Annotated in this window: 11 protein-coding genes, 2 tRNA genes, 2 rRNA genes and 3 pseudogenes; 4 read left to right on the top strand and 14 right to left on the bottom strand. The window is 42.5% G+C overall.

Annotated features, from left to right (window positions below; all coding sequences use genetic code 11):
- Nucleotides 1-201: 201 nt before the first annotated feature.
- The 9 genes from O2942_11740 to O2942_11700 form a co-directional block, all read right to left on the bottom strand.
- A tRNA-Met gene (locus O2942_11740) sits at nt 202-278 on the bottom strand.
- A 79-nt stretch (nt 279-357) separates the two neighbouring features.
- Nucleotides 358-472, bottom strand: a 5S ribosomal RNA gene (gene rrf / locus O2942_11735).
- A gap of 84 nt (nt 473-556) precedes the next feature.
- A 23S ribosomal RNA gene (locus O2942_11730) occupies nt 557-3,302 on the bottom strand.
- Nucleotides 3,303-3,632: 330 nt separating this feature from the next.
- On the bottom strand, nt 3,633-4,466 hold the full coding sequence (locus O2942_11725) for a protein-glutamate O-methyltransferase CheR (protein ID MDA0782908.1): 834 nt from the start codon (nt 4,464-4,466) through the stop codon (nt 3,633-3,635).
- Nucleotides 4,466-5,704: a chemotaxis response regulator protein-glutamate methylesterase gene (locus tag O2942_11720; GenBank protein MDA0782907.1), complete on the bottom strand. Its 1,239-nt coding sequence runs from the start codon at nt 5,702-5,704 to the stop codon at nt 4,466-4,468. Before O2942_11720 ends, O2942_11725 begins: the two co-directional genes overlap by 1 nt.
- On the bottom strand, nt 5,704-6,078 hold the full coding sequence (locus tag O2942_11715; protein ID MDA0782906.1) for a response regulator: 375 nt from the start codon (nt 6,076-6,078) through the stop codon (nt 5,704-5,706). The genes O2942_11720 and O2942_11715 overlap by 1 nt, the downstream gene beginning before the upstream one ends.
- A 1-nt stretch (nt 6,079) precedes the next feature.
- Nucleotides 6,080-6,577, bottom strand: coding sequence for a chemotaxis protein CheW (locus O2942_11710; protein ID MDA0782905.1), 498 nt, complete (start codon nt 6,575-6,577; stop codon nt 6,080-6,082).
- Nucleotides 6,574-9,333: a chemotaxis protein CheW gene (locus tag O2942_11705; protein MDA0782904.1), complete on the bottom strand. Its 2,760-nt coding sequence runs from the start codon at nt 9,331-9,333 to the stop codon at nt 6,574-6,576. Before O2942_11705 ends, O2942_11710 begins: the two co-directional genes overlap by 4 nt.
- Before the next feature lie 33 nt (nt 9,334-9,366).
- A complete protein-coding gene (locus O2942_11700) occupies nt 9,367-9,990 on the bottom strand; it encodes a histidine phosphotransferase family protein (protein ID MDA0782903.1) in 624 nt (207 codons plus the stop codon).
- A gap of 188 nt (nt 9,991-10,178) precedes the next feature.
- Here O2942_11700 and O2942_11695 point away from each other — a divergent pair, with 188 nt between their 5' ends.
- The 3 genes from O2942_11695 (at nt 10,179) to O2942_11685 (ending at nt 14,394) form a co-directional block, all read left to right on the top strand.
- Nucleotides 10,179-10,634 (top strand): HIT family protein, encoded by a 456-nt coding sequence (locus O2942_11695; protein MDA0782902.1) that lies wholly within the window; start codon nt 10,179-10,181, stop codon nt 10,632-10,634.
- A gap of 212 nt (nt 10,635-10,846) precedes the next feature.
- A tRNA-Ile gene (locus O2942_11690) sits at nt 10,847-10,923 on the top strand.
- Between the two features lie 753 nt (nt 10,924-11,676).
- Complete coding sequence (locus O2942_11685) at nt 11,677-14,394, top strand: cation-transporting P-type ATPase (GenBank protein MDA0782901.1); 2,718 nt, start codon at nt 11,677-11,679, stop codon at nt 14,392-14,394.
- A 115-nt stretch (nt 14,395-14,509) separates the two neighbouring features.
- Here O2942_11685 and O2942_11680 read toward each other — a convergent pair.
- The 3 genes and pseudogenes from O2942_11680 to O2942_11670 all read right to left on the bottom strand — a co-directional run bounded on the left by O2942_11680 (nt 14,510) and on the right by O2942_11670 (nt 15,800).
- Nucleotides 14,510-15,222, bottom strand: a pseudogene (locus O2942_11680) (HipA domain-containing protein).
- 84 nt (nt 15,223-15,306) lie between these two features.
- The gene (locus tag O2942_11675; protein ID MDA0782900.1) at nt 15,307-15,522 is read right to left on the bottom strand and encodes a HipA N-terminal domain-containing protein; all 216 of its coding nucleotides are present in this window, start codon (nt 15,520-15,522) and stop codon (nt 15,307-15,309) included.
- A 173-nt stretch (nt 15,523-15,695) separates the two neighbouring features.
- Nucleotides 15,696-15,800, bottom strand: a pseudogene (locus tag O2942_11670) (DDE-type integrase/transposase/recombinase).
- A gap of 156 nt (nt 15,801-15,956) precedes the next feature.
- Between O2942_11670 and O2942_11665 the strand changes: the two are divergent.
- Complete coding sequence (locus O2942_11665; protein ID MDA0782899.1) at nt 15,957-18,080, top strand: ankyrin repeat domain-containing protein; 2,124 nt, start codon at nt 15,957-15,959, stop codon at nt 18,078-18,080.
- A 237-nt stretch (nt 18,081-18,317) separates the two neighbouring features.
- Here the strand turns inward: O2942_11665 and O2942_11660 are convergent, their stop codons facing one another.
- Both O2942_11660 and O2942_11655 read right to left on the bottom strand, forming a co-directional pair.
- Nucleotides 18,318-18,575 (bottom strand): hypothetical protein, encoded by a 258-nt coding sequence (locus O2942_11660; protein ID MDA0782898.1) that lies wholly within the window; start codon nt 18,573-18,575, stop codon nt 18,318-18,320.
- A pseudogene (locus O2942_11655) lies at nt 18,553-18,648 on the bottom strand (IS6 family transposase). Before O2942_11655 ends, O2942_11660 begins: the two are co-directional and overlap by 23 nt.

The following is an 18,648-nucleotide window of genomic DNA, read 5'->3' as shown; positions in this document are numbered from 1 at the left end:
AGGGGGGTACCCCCCTTCACAGGGCGCGCGATTGGAAAGATGAAAAGCCGAAGTAACCCCATCTCGGCACGGGCATCATTCCAATTGCCACGATGAAACAACATAAAAACGCGGCAACGAACGCGACAATTTTCTCGCAGCACAAACAGAAAAGCACCCCGCGAGGGAGGCTTATTGTTTTGATATTTATAAGAAATTTTTTGGTTGCGGGGGCAGGATTTGAACCTGCGGCCTTCAGGTTATGAGCCTGACGAGCTACCGGGCTGCTCCACCCCGCGCCAATTGTCTCGGCGTAGCAAGAAGTAAAATGCCGAGGCTGAAGATCATCGTAGAGAGATACAGGATGTTCCTTACTAGGTTTGGCAGTGACCTACTCTCCCACGTCTTAAGACGCAGTACCATTGGCGCGGTGGCACTTAACGGCCGGGTTCGGAATGGAGCCGGGTGTTTTGCTCACGCTATGACCACCAAACCGAGAAAGGAACATCATCCAAGTCAAGCGTTGTGTAGTGACGCTTTCGGATCCGCTAGAACCATAACCTGGCTTTCACTGGATCAAATCAAGCCTATCGAGCAATTAGTACCGGTCAACTGAACGCATTACTGCGCTTACATCTCCGGCCTATCGACGTGGTGGTCTTCCACGGCTCTCAGGGATACCTTGTTTTGAGGGGGGCTTCCCGCTTAGATGCCTTCAGCGGTTATCCTTTCCGTTCATAGCTACCCAGCACTGCCGTTGGCACGACAACTGGTCCACCAGTGGAACGTTCACCCCGGTCCTCTCGTACTAGGGGCAACTCCTCTCAAGTATCCTACACCCACGGCAGATAGGGACCGAACTGTCTCACGACGTTCTAAACCCAGCTCACGTACCTCTTTAAATGGCGAACAGCCATACCCTTGGGACCTGCTCCAGCCCCAGGATGAGATGAGCCGACATCGAGGTGCCAAACGATGCCGTCGATATGGACTCTTGGGCATCATCAGCCTGTTATCCCCGGCGTACCTTTTATCCGTTGAGCGATAGCCCTTCCACGAAGAACTACCGGATCACTATGACCGACTTTCGTCTCTGCTCGACTTGTCAGTCTCGCAGTCAGGCAAGCTTATGCCATTGCACTCTAACAGCTGATTTCAGACCAGCCTGAGCTTACCTTCGCACGCCTCCGTTACGATTTAGGAGGCGACCGCCCCAGTCAAACTACCCACCATACAGGGTCCCGGATCCAGTTTCATGGAACACGGTTAGATATCAAGAATGTTAAGGGTGGTATCTCAAAGGTGACTCCACAACTGCTTGCGCCGCTGCTTCAAAGTCTCCCACCTATTCTGCACATAACATTCCTAATACCACTGTAAAGCTATAGTAAAGGTGCACGGGGTCTTTCCGTCTAACCGCGGGAACTCCGCATCTTCACGGAGAATTCAATTTCGCTGAGTCGATGTTGGAGACAGTGGGGAAGTCGTTACGCCATTCGTGCGGGTCGGAACTTACCCGACAAGGAATTTCGCTACCTTAGGACCGTCATAGTTACGGCCGCCGTTCACCGGGGCTTCATTTCGTAGCTCTCACCACTCCACTTAACCTTCCGGCACCGGGCAGGCGTCAGGCCATATACATCCACTTAAAGTGTTAGCATAGCCCTGTGTTTTTAATAAACAGTCGCTACCCCCTGCTCTGTGCCACCTTTATCCGGTTGCCCGAATAAAGGTCACTCTTCTTCCGAAGTTACGAGTGCAATTTGCCTAGTTCCTTCAACATCGTTCTCTCAATCGCCTTGGATTACTCATCCAGTCCACCTGTGTCGGTTTGGGGTACGGTCTTATTGTGGGAGCTATTTCCCGGGACAACTTCACCGCATCTCCAATCCGATAAGGAGATACGATACACGTCATCCGTCACTACCCACAGGTGCAGGAATATTAACCTGCTTCCCATCGACTACGCCTTTCGGCCTCGCCTTAGGGGCCGACTAACCCTGCGCAGATTAGCTTTACGCAGGAACCCTTGGACTTTCGGCGAAAGTGTCTCTCACACTTTTCTCGCTACTCATGTCAGCATTCTCACTTCTGATACCTCCAGCATACCTTACGGTACACCTTCACAGGCTTACAGAACGCTCCGCTACCACTCCAATAAATTGGAATCCTCAGCTTCGGTGCATGGCTTTAGCCCCGATACATTTTCGGCGCAAGAAAACTTGATTAGATCAGTGAGCTGTTACGCTTTCTTTAAAGGATGGCTGCTTCTAAGCCAACCTCCTGACTGTCTTGGTCTTCTCACATCCTTTTCCACTTAGCCATGACTTGGGGACCTTAGCTGGAGGTCTGGGCTGTTTCCCTTTCGACTATGGACCTTAGCACCCATAGTCTGTCTGCCGTGCTATACTCTTCGGTATTCGGAGTTTGGTTAAGTTTGGTAAGGCGGTAAGCCCCCCTAGCCCATCCAGTGCTCTACCCCCGAAGGTAAACACACGACGCACTACCTAAATAGTTTTCGCGGAGAACCAGCTATATCCGAGTTTGATTGGCCTTTCACCCCTAGCCACAAGTCATCCCCGTCTTTTTCAACAGACGTGGGTTCGGTCCTCCAGTGAATGTTACTTCACCTTCAACCTGCTCATGGCTAGATCACCCGGTTTCGAGTCTAATGCATCATACTAAAGCGCCCTATTAAGACTTGCTTTCGCTACGCCTACACCTAACGGTTTAAGCTTGCATAATACATTAAGTCGCTGACCCATTATACAAAAGGTACGCCGTCACATCATAAAGATGCTCCGACTGCTTGTAAGCGTTTGATTTCAGGTACTATTTCACTCCCCTTATCGGGGTACTTTTCACCTTTCCCTCACGGTACTAGTTCACTATCGGTCGAATACGAGTATTTAGGCTTGGAGGGTGGTCCCCCCATATTCAGACAGGATTTCACGTGTCCCGCCCTACTCAAGTACATTAGCTTAACTTACCCATACGGGGCTATCACCCACTATGGCGTCACTTTCCAGAGACTTCCGGTTTTTAAACTATGCAACTGGCCTGGTCCGCGTTCGCTCGTCACTACTAACGGAATCTCGGTTGATTTCTTTTCCTCTAGGTACTTAGATATTTCAGTTCCCTAGGTTTGCTTCACCGACCTATTTATTCAGTCGGCAATACAGCTTAAAGCTGTGGGTTGCCCCATTCAGAGATCTACGGATCAAAGGTTATTCGCACCTCCCCGTAGCTTATCGCAGCGTATTACGTCTTTCATCGCCTGTATTCGCCAAGGCATCCATCAAACGCCCTTAATTTACTTACATAAATTTTTTATTATTACGATGTCGTATATAGAACTAAACTTGCATCTGTCAACATTTAACTCATACAAATTTGCAGTTATTATACGTCAAAACCTATTCACAATTTCAAACATCAACCGACGAAAAGCATATTGAATTTTTATTTTTTAAAATCCGTTATGTATCATCGGGAGGGGTGTTATACGACTCATGCAGACATAAGTCAAGCAGTAAAATAAACTTTTTTTATATTTTTTTATATTTTTTTATAATTAATTTTTATGCTGCTATTTTATAAGGATTTTTTTGTTAAACTTTTTTTATATTACTATCATCGGTATAGCAATATAACTATTTATCTAGAACGAAAACACCGGAAACTAAGTTACCATCGCTATTCTTCAGTGCCGAAAAGCCCGTTCCATCTATACCGAAAATGTTTTCTGAGCAACCTAGTAACAATGCACCGTGCGGTTCTAACACATTTTCCATGTTCATTATAATATTTGCCTTGGTTGGCTGGTCAAAGTAGATAAGTACGTTACGGCAAAATATGATATCAAATTTCGAACTGAAATTCGGCTTATCGAGGAGATTGAATTTTGTGAATTTTATCCGCTGCTTTAGGACTTCTTTAACACACCAATCCTCACCCTCTTGCGTAAAATACTTTATAAGGTAATTGATAGGAACGCCTCTTTGTATTTCGAACTGGGAATATTTACCAGCTTGGGCTTTATTAATTACGTTCTTATCAACATCGGTTGCCAGTATTTCAAATGTAAGGGAAGCCAGTAGAGGCTCTTCCATTATCGTCATGGCTATAGAATAAGGCTCCTGCCCTGTAGAACAGGCAGCCGACCATATTCTGATATGCCTTTTGTCGGGACACTTGCCTATTATTCTCGGTATTATTATATCTTTGAGACAATCAAACGGTTTTTTATCCCTGAAGAACAGGGATTCATTAGTGGTCATTGCCTCAACTATTTCTTCAAAAAGTGAGCCGTCTTTTTTCTCTTTGCAATAAAGAACCAGCTGGCTTAAATCCCTAAGACCATATTTTTGCACTATAGGGTTAAGCCTGCTTTCGAGAAGGTAGTCTTTATCCTTGGTTAGGAATATTCCTGATTTTTCTTTTATCAGATTACTAAAATATTCAAAATCCTCAGCTTGCAGTGCCATTATAAATCGCTCCTGCATAGTTTTATAATTTGCTTAGAAATATCATGACTTGAATAGATACCGTCTTGAAAGCCTTCTTTTGCAATTGCTCCCGGCATTCCCCAAACAACGCTTGATGCCTCGTCTTGTATTATGACCTTTCCACCTTTTTCATGGACAAGTTTTGCACCTAACTTGCCGTCACTTCCCATTCCCGTCATAATTACCGTCAGGATATTTTTCCCATAGGCATTAACAAGGCTTCTTAGCATAGGGTCTACGGACGGACGGCAGAAATTTTCAGGTGCGTCCTTTGTAAGCCTGATAATTTTATCTATGCCTTTCGGCTCTACCAACATATGATAGTCCCCCGGTGCAATATATATCCACCCTTTTTCTACTTTTTGTCCGTCTTGCGGCTCCGTACATCGCATACCGCTTGTAGTTGCAATAGATTGGGCAAGGAATGTGGTGAACTTCGGCGGCATATGCTGGGTAATGAAGGTCGGTATATGTCCAATTGAGTTTCCTATCTGTTTAAATACCTCATGCAGCACGTTAGGCCCCCCTGTTGAGCTGCCTATAGCCAATATATCGGGCTTAAAGCCTGCAAACCTATTATCGTCATTCGTAAATATGGCAGAGGTCGCCGAAGCCGGTGGCAACACCGGAACATATGCCGTTTGTTGATTCTCGTCTTTACTAATAGTGTTATTATTTTTTTCCTGAGATGTTTTTTCTACACTAACACTTACATTATTTAGCCGGGGCGGAACTTGTAACTTATTCTCAGCTTTAAGAAATCTGAATTCATCATCTTTGGTATATTTTTCCTCAACCTTTCTTATTGAAAGTGCTATAGCTTTGATTTTTTGTATAAGTTCCGTCTTAAACAGGGTCTTATCCGTTTCGGCACTCGGCTTTTCCAGATAATCGCTCGCCCCTTTTGACATAGCCTCAATACTGATGGCGGCATTTTTTGCCGTTAAAGTGGATATCATGATAATTTTAGCTTCAGGACACGCCTTTACCAAAAGCGGTAATGCCGTAATTCCGTCCATTACAGGCATTTCTACATCAAGCAGGATAATTTCAGGATTATATAATTTAACTTTATCAACCGCTATCCGACCGTTTTCAGCTACACCGCAAATTTCTATCTGCGGGTCATTTTGTAACGCCCTTATTAAATAACCCCTTATCAATGAGGAATCCTCAACTATCATTACCCTGTATTTTGTAAAGCCGGAGTCGTTCATTAATTATCCATCAGTCCCATTTGCTCAAACTTGCCTTTTATTATATCGGCATCAAACGGTTTCATTATATATTCATTAGCACCGGCTTCAATTGCCGTCATAATCTTGGTTATATCGTTCTCGGTAGTGCAGAATATGACGATAGTATTATTTTCTTTTTGTTTATTACGATATGCTTTGAGGAATTCCATTCCGTCCATTACCGGCATATTCCAGTCCAATAATATAACATCGGGTATCTGTTCTTCGCATTTTTCTAAAGCGTCTTTGCCGTCACATGCCTCTATTGCCTCAAAACCGAGATCCGTGACTATTCTTCTGCATATTTTACGCACCACCGAAGAATCATCTACAAGCAAACATATCTTTTTCATATTATACTTCCGCCTCTTCAGTACAATCCTCATCTTTACTGAACATTTTAAATGCATCAAGGAATATCATTACCTCATTTTCCATTGAGTAAACACCTGTGCTTACCTCTTTCCATCTTTGCGAGATATTTTCAGGCAGCCGTTTGATTTCGTTATCGGCTATATCCATTACTTCAGAAACGCTATCTACAATAATGCTATATAGATTGCCTTCTATTTCCAGTATCACGCTTTTATAATTTTCCGTTTTTTTATCGTCTTTCATACCGAGTATAGAACGCAGGTTAATAACCGTTACTATCCTTCCCCTAAGATTCATTGCACCTTTTACTTCAGGTGGTGCAAGCGGTATCGGGGTTATTTTCATAGAGGAAAGTACGTCCTGAATATTTTCAACCAAAATACCGAATAATTGACTTTCCAGCCTCATGACAAGATATTGTCTTTTTTTGGAGTGCTGTTCTTGAAAATTGATATTTTTTAAGTTCTCGCTACTCATGCAGCCTCTTTTTTCAATATTGAACCAAGTACATCGATAATGGCTTTGTGATTTGTTTTGGGAACACAAGCATCAAAACCGGCATAAGCGAACTTTGAATTATCCGAGCCGTCTTCTATCTGTGATGACATTGCTATAAAAGGTAACGACTTGAACCTTTCGTCTTCTTTACACAGCATTGTCAGTTCATCGCCGTTCATACCGGGCATATTTATATCCGTAACAACCGCATCAAATGCAGGATTTGCCTCCAAAATTGCGTAGGCTTCTTTTGCGTTTGTACAGACCGTAACATCAAATCCTGCCGCATTTAGTTCGGGAGGAACAAATTTTCTGAAGAACGGGCTATCATCAACAAATAATATTTTTGAATGATTAGTTGTCGCAATTCTGCTTTTTCTGCTCTCATCTATATCGGAAAACGCCTCTTTAAAGAAATAGCCGACATCAATAACATCACATGTTTTATCGTTGATTACCACAGAACCCATATACCCGCCATTACCGCCGGACATACGGCTGCTTATACGGCACTTGGCAATATCGATTATTTCCTCTACAACAAGTCCCATTACCTTGTCATAGTCCGACAATACCAGCATTTCCTGCGTTCCCTCTTCGGGAATATTATAATTTTTATCTATTTTTACGATACGCATAAGGTCGCCCCTATATTGTATTATCGGCATACCCCTTGAATATTCTATTTTTTTGACATCTATCTCTTCCAGACGTGATATAAGCTCAAGCGGTATGACTTTAGGTGTTTTGTCACCGACCCTAAACACTATGAAGCTTGATTCTTCACCTGCCGTTTTGTCCGCTCTATCATCTTCCGCACCCCCGTCATTTCCTTGCGGCACTTCACCTATTGATTTTGCCAGACCGTTGGGATCAAGTATCATTATAACGCTTCCGTCACCAAGTATGGTACAGCCCGAATATACCTCTATATGTTTTAAGATAGGGGAAACGGGTTTTACTACGATTTCCTCGGTTTCAAACACTTCTTCTACGATTATCCCGAAATTATATTTGCCGATTTCACATACCGTTACAAACTCGGATAATGTATTATTCTGTGTTTCATCGTCTGCCTGATATTCTTCATAACCCAGCACTTCCGACAATGACACAAGCGGCAGTAATTTCCCTCTTAATCGAAGTATAGGCTTATTATTGATATTTTCTATTCTTATAGAAGATTTGCCGTTTACTTTGACTATCTCGATAACGTTAATCTGCGGTATTGCAAATTTTTGTTTTTTTACCGCCACCTGCAATATAGGCATTATGGCAAGTGTAAGCGGTATCTTAATAGTGAAGGTAGAGCCTTTTCCTTTTACAGATTCAAGTGAAACCGTCCCGCTTATATTTTCTATATTATTTTTCACAACGTCCATTCCCACGCCACGCCCCGATACGGAAGTAACTTTTTCAGCGGTAGAAAGTCCGGCTGCGAAAATGAACTGCAATATCTGTGAATCGCTCATATTTTTTGCGTCATCTTCGGATACCAGTCCTTTTTCAACAGCTTTATTCTTTATCACCTCAGGGTCGATACCTTTACCGTCATCACTGATTTCCATAATGATATAACCGCCGCCTTGATAGGCTTTCAGTTCTATAGTTCCATATTCGACCTTGCCGGCTGCCACTCTGGTTTCAGGTCTTTCAATACCGTGATCGGCGGAATTCCTTATCATGTGGGTTAGCGGATCAGTGATAGCCTCTAACAAATGTCTGTCAAGCTCAGTATCTTCACCTGTCATTTTCAGTTCTATTTTCTTACCAAGCTCAACCGAAAGGTCACGTATTATCCTTGGCAGTTTTGTCCATGCATTACCGACAGGCTGCATACGTGTTTTCATAACGCTTTCCTGTATCTCGGTAGTTATTCCGTTCAACCTTTGCAGGGCAAGGTTAAATGCCGAATCCTGCTGCTGACGCATTATCTGCATTAGCTGGTTTCTGGTTAACACCAGTTCACTTGCTTTTTGCATCAGGTCTTCGAGTATATCAAGGTTGACCCTTATCGACTGGTGTACCGCCTTTTTAACTTTATCATCATTTTTATCTTTAGATTCTGATTTTACAGCTTCAACCGTCTGCTTTTCTACAGGCTCTTTTGTTCCCATATCGACAAGCGGCTGCGTCTCGTCAAATAGCCTTTGCAACTCGTCACTATCTTGCGGTATTGCATCTGACTTGCCTGATTCAACTTCAACGGCTTTATTATTTCCCATATCAACAAGCGGTTGCGTTTCGTCAAATAGCCTTTGCAGCTCTTCATTATCTTGCGGTATGCCGTTAGACTCGGTCGGTATGCTCTCTTGTACGACCGGAGGTTCGACAGGTAATGTTGCGGCAGCTATTCCCCCTGACTCGGCACACGCTCTTAAGCGTGCGGTAAGGTCGGAATCATCGCCTTCGGGTTCAACCTCATGCTGTTCGATGTGTGACATAATTTCTTTGATTTTATCCAAAGATTCGAACACCAGCGATATTATTTCGGGCGTAACGTTAAAATCACCGCCTCTTATCCTGTCAAAAACATCTTCGCCCGCATGTGCTATTTTTTCGAGTCTTGCAAGCCCCAAAAAGCCGCAAGTACCCTTGATAGTATGCATCACACGGAAAATTTTAGCGATAATTTCTTTATCTGCGGGGTTTTGCTCTAAAACAACAAGGTCGTTATCAAGTTCTTCCAGCCCTTCTGACGTTTCAACCAAAAAATCTTCAATTAACTCATCCATATTACATACCTTGTAACCAACCTTCTAGGATTTTCATAACATTTTTATTTCCAGTAGGTCTTCTTTGACTGAAACTTTTGTTTTCATATTTAACTTACCCATCAATTTCCAAACCAGATACGCCTGAATATTCTTCACATCTACCTTAATCTGACCGTCCCCGTTTTGAAGTATCTCAAGATGATCTTCATTTACCTTGATGGCTCTGCCTTCTGCCTTAAAACTACATTGCGTCTTATTATTTTTCATTTCAACCGACACCGATATAACACCTCCGTAAAGCATTGTTTTTTCAATCAGCATTATCATATTGAGAATTGCCTTACCTAAACCGGCATCAATGCTTATAGGCTGCTCGTTATTAGTGAACTTTACTACAACCTTGCCACTATTATAATAATTCGATGTAAGGCTGTTTAGCTTGTCTATCGTAATATGACCGTTTGACCCTATCGTACCGTAAGCTTGTCTATACAGTAATATTCTTACAACTGCATCCTTTGCACTTGTTTCAACAAGCTCCAGCGACTGCTCATATATGCCGGCATTTGCTTCTTTTAAAAGTTCGGTTCCGTTATTTATAGCTCCGACAGGTCCTGCAAGGTCATGGCAAAGCTTTACTGCAATAAGTTCTGATAATTCAAGGTCACTAATCATTTCAACGAACAACTTTCGGTTATAAATTGTCCATAATAATACAATTAATTCATTAAAAAAGCATTAACTACAAATAACTGTTTTTTAGCCCAAAGTCAGCCGCAAACGTTACACAAACTTCAACTAATGTTGCAAATTTAAGTCATATTAATAATTTGTTAATTTTTACGTCATAAAATTGGATCGTTATGACAAGAAATTATGAACAGATATTTTTTTATTTAAACGCCAAGCTTGAAGAGAATACCTTTTTTATAGGAGAGTTCCCTCTTTGCGGTGTTTTGCTTATGAATAACAAGTTATATCCGTGGATAATCCTTGTGCCTAAATGTGAGAACGCAATTGAAATTACCGACATAAGCTCACAACAACGTGCGCAGTTCATGGAGGAAATAGCACAGGCTGAGGAAGCTATGCGTAATACTTACTGGCCTGACAAAATGAACATTGCATCAATGGGAAATCATGTCGAGCAATTACATATGCATATAATTGCAAGATTCAAAACCGACGATATATGGCCGCAACCCGTTTGGGGAACACAAACCGAGCCTTACAACGATTGCAGCAAGGAAGAAACGATCGCAATTTTAAGAAAAGAGTTCAACAAGTTAAACGACTTCCATACGGTTGCCAATAACTAATAATAGAACGTGCAATAAATATAGATTTTTGTAGAACTTGTTCAACATCTCAAATATGACAAAAATAGGTACTGAAATAAATTCTCCTATGACAAAATCTATATATAATGAACACTACCGCATCTTTTGTAAAAATTCCTTTGACAAGTAACGAATGTTTATATAGAAAAACTAACCTTCGTGAGGCATATGTTTGTTTCATGTTAAAGGATGGGTCTGTAGCTCAGTTGGTTAGAGCACCGCTCTGATAAGGCGGGGGTCGGAAGTTCAAGTCTTCCCAGGCCCACCATTTCGTACTTACCGTCACTAAATTGCCCTGTACGCAAGAAGGGGTAAGCCTTTTTGCGAGTTTGAAAACCATCTTTTTTGCAATATTTGAGATTATCACTAAAAGCGAGTTTAATAGGGTTCTTTGGTGTTCCGTGCTGCCTGAATGCCGGAGTATCTTCGGGTTTTCTATAAAACTTAGGGCAGTTTGAATATTTGATTTTCTTTGAGGGAATGTTACACAAAAACGCCTTCAGGATGATTATCAGAACGCCGTTACAAGAAGCAAAATAAATGTAAAAAAGTTCAGGTCGGAGGGTTTAAATCCGCAGAAAACCGCAAAATGCTTCAAGCGAACACTATAGTACAAGGTGATTTGCTCGCTCCGGCAAGTGGCCGCACACGTGGCTCAACCGGACATATTAGTGAGTTCCTCAAGAAATCATAACCACTCCATGCTAATTTACTACAAATGCACCGACATTTCTTGTGGTTTATATTATTTCCTGTATTTTCTATAGGGGTGATATCTTTGGCAGTAATTTTTGCCGGCACTTGGTGCTTTCGTCAAAAAAGATTGGGGGTCGGCTCGCAAAACAGAGTGCAGCAAAAATAGTTAAATATAGATGTAGGTATGCAAAATTTTTATAATATTTTATTTGTTAGTCAAGGAATGACGGATGAAACGGATGCACTAAAACAAGCACTAAGCATTGCCCGTAAGCCCAATGGTTTTGTTTCTCCGTTAAGGGTATAACAATAATGGGGGTTGGTTATGGAAAAAGAAACAACAGAAAAGGTTCAGACTATATGGCACGACCTATCAACTGATTCCGCTCTTAAGGAGCTGAGATCATCCAAGAACGGACTCGACCGTAGCGAATCAGAAAAGCGGCTGGCCGAATATGGTGCTAATCGTCTGCCGGAGGCGGAAAAGCGTAGTGCCTTCATACGCTTTGTCATGCATTTTCATAACATCCTTATTTACGTGCTAATCGGCTCTGCCGTTATTACGACCTTGCTAGATCATTGGATTGATACTGCTGTGATTCTGGCTGTGGTGGTTGCTAACGCTATCATCGGCTTCATACAAGAGGGTAAAGCAGAAAAAGCGATGGATGCTATCCGTCATATGTTGGCACCTCATGCCAATATTATTCGGGGTGGTGAGCGGATCAGTATTGAAGGTGATCGGTTAGTACCCGGAGACATCGTACTGCTTGAAGCGGGCGATAAAGTGCCTGCTGATTTGCGGTTACTAACCGCACATGGCATGAGCGTGCAGGAAGCCATTCTGACGGGTGAGTCTGTTCCTGTTGAAAAACATATTGAGCCTGTTAAAGCGAATGTACCGTTGGGTGACCGCTCCTGCATGGTTTTTTCCGGTACGCTGGTTACAAGCGGTCAAGGAAAGGGCGTGGTGGTGGCTACCGGCGGTAGTACCGAAATTGGGCGGATTAGCGGCCTGCTGTCGGAAGTGGAAATGCTTACAACGCCGCTCGTCCGACAAATGGGCGTATTCGCAAAATGGTTGACCGTTTTTATTCTTCTTATCGCTGCGTTGTTACTGGCTTTCGGCTATTTTATCTTTCAATACGATTTTACCGAAATGTTCATGGCTGTAGTCGGGTTATCGGTCGCTGCCATTCCTGAGGGACTTCCCGCCGTACTCACTATTACACTGGCAGTCGGCGTGCAGGCGATGGCTCGGCGAAATGCTATTGTTCGCCGTTTACCTGCTATTGAAACTCTTGGCTCTGTGTCCGTAATTTGTACCGATAAAACCGGTACGCTCACCCGCAATGAAATGATGGTCGCATCGGTTATAACTCACCGGCATTTATTTGCACTGGAAGGCGATGGCTATGAACCGAAAGGCGTATTAAAACTCGAAGATACGGACGTTTCTCCTTCCGAACACAACGTTTTGGAAGAGCTTGCTCGTGCTGCTGTGCTTTGTAACGATGCGGCACTGCACCGGCATGAAGGAGTGTGGGTCGTAGAAGGCGATCCGATGGAAGGGGCATTGCTGGCCTTTGCCGGAAAAATGGATATGCAGGCACGAAAGGAACAGGAAGAGTGGACACGAACCGATGCCATTCCGTTTGATGCCAAGCATCGTTTTATGGCAACACTGAATCATAACCATGAACGAGAGGCATTTGTATTTGTCAAAGGTGCACCGGAGCAGATTCTGGCTATGTGTAAGAATCAGCGTGATGCCAATGGTAAAACTAAACCGCTAGATATATCTTACTGGAATGACCAAGCGGAAAGTATTGCGGCACTTGGTCAGCGAGTACTGGCATTTGCAGTGAAATCCACAAAGCCTGAACATACGGTATTGGAGCATAGCGATGTCGAGGGTACACTAACACTTCTCGGCATGACGGGGATGATCGACCCGCCGCGTGCGGAAGCCATTGCAGCAGTGACCGAATGTCACGGTGCAGGTATTCAAGTGAAGATGATCACCGGCGATCATGCCAAGACTGCCGCTGCTATCGGTAAGCAGGTGGGTCTAAAGAACCCCGACAAGATACTCACAGGCACCGATCTGGATCGTATGGACGATGCATCTCTGCGTCAAGCCGTGCTAGAATGCGATATTTTTGCTCGTACCGGTCCGGAGCATAAGCTGCGGTTGGTGATGGCATTGCAATCGCATGGTATGACGGTAGCAATGACGGGTGACGGAGTGAACGATGCTCCTGCACTTAAGCGTGCTGACGCAGGTATCGCAATGGGAAAAAAAGGCAGTGAAGCGGCCAAGGAGGCAGCAGATCTGGTGCTGGCAGATGACAACTTTGCCTCTATCGCTGCTGCTGTGCGAGAAGGGCGTACCGTATATGATAATATCAAAAAGGTGATTAGTTGGACGTTGCCGACTAGTGCCGGAGAGGCGATGACCATTATCGTTGCACTACTCCTCGGTATGACATTGCCGATTACGCCTATCCAGATTCTGTGGGTGAATCTGATTACCACTGTGACACTAGGTATTGCATTGGCATTTGAACCAACAGAAGAAAATACCATGCACCGTCCGCCGCGTCCGCGTCATGAGTCGCTACTGACCGGCGAACTAGTCCGGCAGATCGTATTTAACTCCCTGCTTTTTTTGTGCGGCGTGTTCGGTATTTATTTTTATGCAACACAGCAAGGGTATACGATTGAGCTTGCCCGCACTATGGCATTAAACACATTGGTGGTGATGGAAATCTCTTATCTGTTTTTTATCCGTAATATCTACAGCACATCACTTACATGGAAAGCGGTGCGTGGAACAAAGATAGTGTGGGCAACCGTGATTGTTATCACAATGGCACAGTTTGCCATTACCTATCTACCGCCACTGCAAAAGATATTCGCCACGGAGGCCATTCCATTCCGGTACGGCGTGCTGATTGTAGGAATTGGTATAGTGCTATTTGCCGTTATTGAAACCGAAAAACAGATTCGCCTAGCATTTAGGTCGATGAAGGAGGTGTGATGCCGGACTTAAGTTTTATACATGTCTCTCCATTTTATGAATTGACTGCATTATTGGTATTTACCCAGCGGTAAATTGTATCATAGAGCAATTTGAAATATAACCATTTCAAGCATTAGCTCATGATCACCTTACCTATCTGCTTTGCAGTGCCGGAACTTACTCCCGCTTCATCTGCAACTTCCGACCATCTGGAAAGTCCGTCTTGTACTTCATCGATGATCGCTTGTGCGTGTTTAATATCAAACTTCTTCGCCAACTCCAGCAGATGCTTTTTACCGGGTGCTTTGCCTTCCCCCATCACGGTCATACTTTGCTCGCCACCAGAACCGCTGGAAAATGTAAGGTCATAAGCAGGCGCCGTTTTCCATGTGCCATCAGATTGCATCAGATAGGCAAAATTCTTGGAGTGATCATCACGGTTATGCACAAACACATTAAACACAGCAAGCCGGAACATTTTTTCCAGTTCTTTAACATTTCTAGTCAGTTTCATACTAGCTCGCAGCAACGCTTCATAATCAAGTGATGGCAGGCGATGATCAGCATGAAGCAGACCGCACAAGCTAGCATATGTATGCACTGATTGCCTACACGATCAAAGCGCTCTACACCAAAATAACCCTTGCCTTTCTTAGCTGGAAATAAATGCGTTTCAGGCATAACCACGCCGGCCGCTTTTGCCATAAGGCTGTAAGCATGCTCCACCGCACCTATATCTTTTGCATCTGAGCTTGAAGCAAATTTCACTAGCCAGTGCGTATATCCCTCCGGCAATTCCTGATGACCATGAATAATGTGTTTTTTATCCGCGCTGACACCCACCATCACCTTTGGGCGAGCACCTGCCGAAGAGCTGGCAAGCTCCCACAGCTCCGGAAACACATCCTCTGCCTCGCCCTCCGGCACCATTTACGTTTCTTGAGCAAGCCTATCCAGATTGAGAGATTCTTTTTCTAATTCCTTTGCACTAGAATCAGGCTCATAGCATAATGCGCCCATACCGTTCTTGCCAACATGCGTCAGGCGATCCAATGCCGTGAGTTGCTCAGGTGCAATGCCATGTTTGCGCAAACTCCGGTCAAGCAATAAACGCCCCCAGCCATCGGGAAGGCTATCATTAAACACCCCAAACAATCCTTCAAATATTTGATCGTCACAGGCAATAGCACCTGATTGGGCTCTGTCGCATCTGTTGACGAATTTCGTGGAAATATATCCTTGGGCTTTGCTGGCTTTTCAGTTGCGATTAGTGAAGTAAATTGGTAGTAATTACTTTGCTTATTTGTTGTGGTGTTTAATTGGTTTTTTCTGATCATATTCACTGTTTCTATTCCTGCTATTGTTATTCTGGCACTTGCAAATGATTTAAATCCCAGCATCGGCTGGACAATTCGTTTAATAAAGAAAAAACGTCATTACCCTATAATTGCCTTCGGAAATTGAATGGGATGAAAACATAAAAATATAAAAATCAGCAATTAGTTAAGATATTAATCATCTCTTGTAAATTACACCAGAAAAGTATACAATCACAGTATATTGATATTGCATATAATTTTATGGAAAATGGAAAATGGCAAATGCTGACTGTACGTCAGGCTGTAATTACAGAACTTGAAAGTCGATATGATACTGGAGAAGCGATAGTAAAGGAGCTTCCTAAAACCATTAAGGAGGCGAGCGAGATATGGCGTTCAGAATCTTCCGAAAATACCAGTGATATTCAAGACAAAATTGGAAAAACTCTAGGGAAGTATGTAGAATATTTAAATTCTAATGACTCGCCATTTTCGCGAGAAGAACGAAGGGATGCGGCAAGTGATTCCTCACTTCAACAAACTATTAATGCTATAAAACCTGAAGGATTGTTACATAAAGATCTGCGTAACAAGAAGTTCGACACAAATGGAGAACATGAAGGGTTCATGAAGCTGTTCACTAGTTTTATGAATAATGTTGCAGAAAAATCTGAAACTGGTCGTAAGGAAGAAGCAAAAACAGCTTTAGGTATGTTCCCCTCTAAGCAAGCAAGTGAATATGCTTGTGTTGGTGGAACAAAAAATAGAATCCTAGAAGCAGAAAGACAACTGGATTCGCCCCAAGCTCAAGCACTAACTGCTGGTTATCAAGAAATTAAGGAAAAATTATATCTTGAGTCTACAAAGAATGTTTTAAGAGGAAATCAGGTTCACATTAATCCAGCTATAGATTATCTTATGGGTGTGGATCAAAATAAAATACTGGAAGTTGACTCGTTTTACCGAACACCATTGTCTAGTATGTCTGCGTCAAATGTATGGAGTGCCTACACCTCTACGACTAACAATCTTTTTAGCAAAACTCAAGAAAGGATTCTAACTGAATCTCAGTCTAGCATTACCGATAATGATCCAGAAAAAGGGATATTGATTGCTCCTGCAAGGCAAGAACAATATTTAAAACCATGGGGTATAAAAGTTGATGAAGTGCTGAAGAGTTTCTATGATGATAGCTATAAAATCAAACGGTTAAAAAAAGCAGATGGTAAGATTGAAAATAATGATGAGTTAAATAATAGAGTAAGTACAAAAGTTGCCGACTGTATGTCAGATAGCCTGAATAAATATGCTTTCGGTGACAACACTGCTTCGAATGTTGATTGGCTAAAGCCAGAGAAAAACAACACTGATATTCCAGATTTGGAAAAATTATCTAGAAATGCAGGAAAGAAGTGGGTAGTAGAGCAAGTTAATAAAGCTTATACATCCAGTAGCGGTAAAATTGAAAATATTGAGCAAGAAGCGGCATTAATGGTGTTGTTTATTTTCTCTGAGGAATTACTAGATAATAAACCTGCTATGGTAATAAAAGCATTGCACGAGTTGGGAGGTGGAGGAGAAAAAGGGGTTGACAATGGTTTGGAGAAACTAAATTTTATTAAAAATAATGACAAAAAATACTCTGGAATAATAGATAGAATAAGAGATAGATGTGAGTTTTACTGTAGTAGAAGTATTAATACTGAGGATATTAGAAATCGTGGCGTTAAAGAGTACGCCGAATATCTAAAAAATCCAGAAAAAAAATCAGAGTATCTTTTGCATGCTATCATAAGAGGTGGTGGAACAAATGAAGAGATTAAAGAGCTAATAGGAGCTTTATCTGAAACGAAATTTTATGGAAAAGACGCACAAGGCTATACGCCAATGCATCATGCGGCTCAAACTGGTAAAGTTGATGCGATGGAGTTTCTGTATGGAAAAGATGCTACCCTTGTTAATGCAAAAGACGCACAAGGCTCTACGCCAATGCATCATGCGGCTTATAATGGTAAAGTTGATGCGATGGAGTTTCTGTATGGAAAAGATGCTACCCTTGTCACTGCAAAAAATAATAGGGGCTATACGCCAATGCATCATGCGGCTCAAACTGGTAAAGTTGATGCAGTTAAATTCTTAATAGAAAAAAGTGATGCTTCTAATAGAGATAAGATTATAAATGGAGTTTCAAGATTCGACCGAAGAACTCCATTGTCAAAGGCTGTAAGCAAAGAAATGGGTGATATAGTTCGAGTTCTTCTTGAGGCCGGAGCTAATAAGGACATAAAAGATTGGCGAGGAAGAACTGCTTTGAGTCATGCAAAACGCAAGAATAATGCAGTAATCCAAGATATTTTAGGACAGCATGAAGGACAGCTACGCTAAACCGCAAAACTATTGCCACAGCCACAGTTTATTATGACTTATCACTGGCGAATAATTTAAAGAGTTATGGCGATGGGCATCCTAGTGTTGCAAGAGCAAGGAATAACCTAGGGTTAGCATATTATTCTAAGGGCGAGTATGACAAAGCGATTGGTTATTCCACGTTATGACAAGCTGGACTCAACATTTTTATCATTTATTGCATGCGTCTTTTATACATATACAGAAGATAATTTGTTAACACAGCCTAACACAGCCTAGGAACGCCAACATCAAAATAACCGCCATCCCAGGGGCATCATCAGTTTCTACTGCTCTTTGCTTATCAGGATTGCCAACAGACAGATTTTTATTTGAAGGATTTTTGCCTTCTAAAATGCTATCCAGACAAAATGCACTGGCAAAATTAAAAGAAATTCCAGCTACTTTAGTATTTTTTGAATCAGCAAAAAGGCTGGTAGCTTCTTTAGTTGATAAACCTATGGTCTCCTTCAATCCGATTATTCAGATATTTGTTCTGCCTTATCTCAATTTCAGCCTCATTATTTTCCTCATACTCGCTGTTAAT

The organism is Pseudomonadota bacterium (assembly GCA_027620075.1).
In the GTDB taxonomy this organism is placed as follows: Bacteria; Pseudomonadota; Alphaproteobacteria; order Rickettsiales; family UBA6187; genus 1-14-0-20-39-49.
Note: the sequence above shows the minus strand (reverse complement) of the source record. Positions and strands in the feature narration are given on the sequence as shown.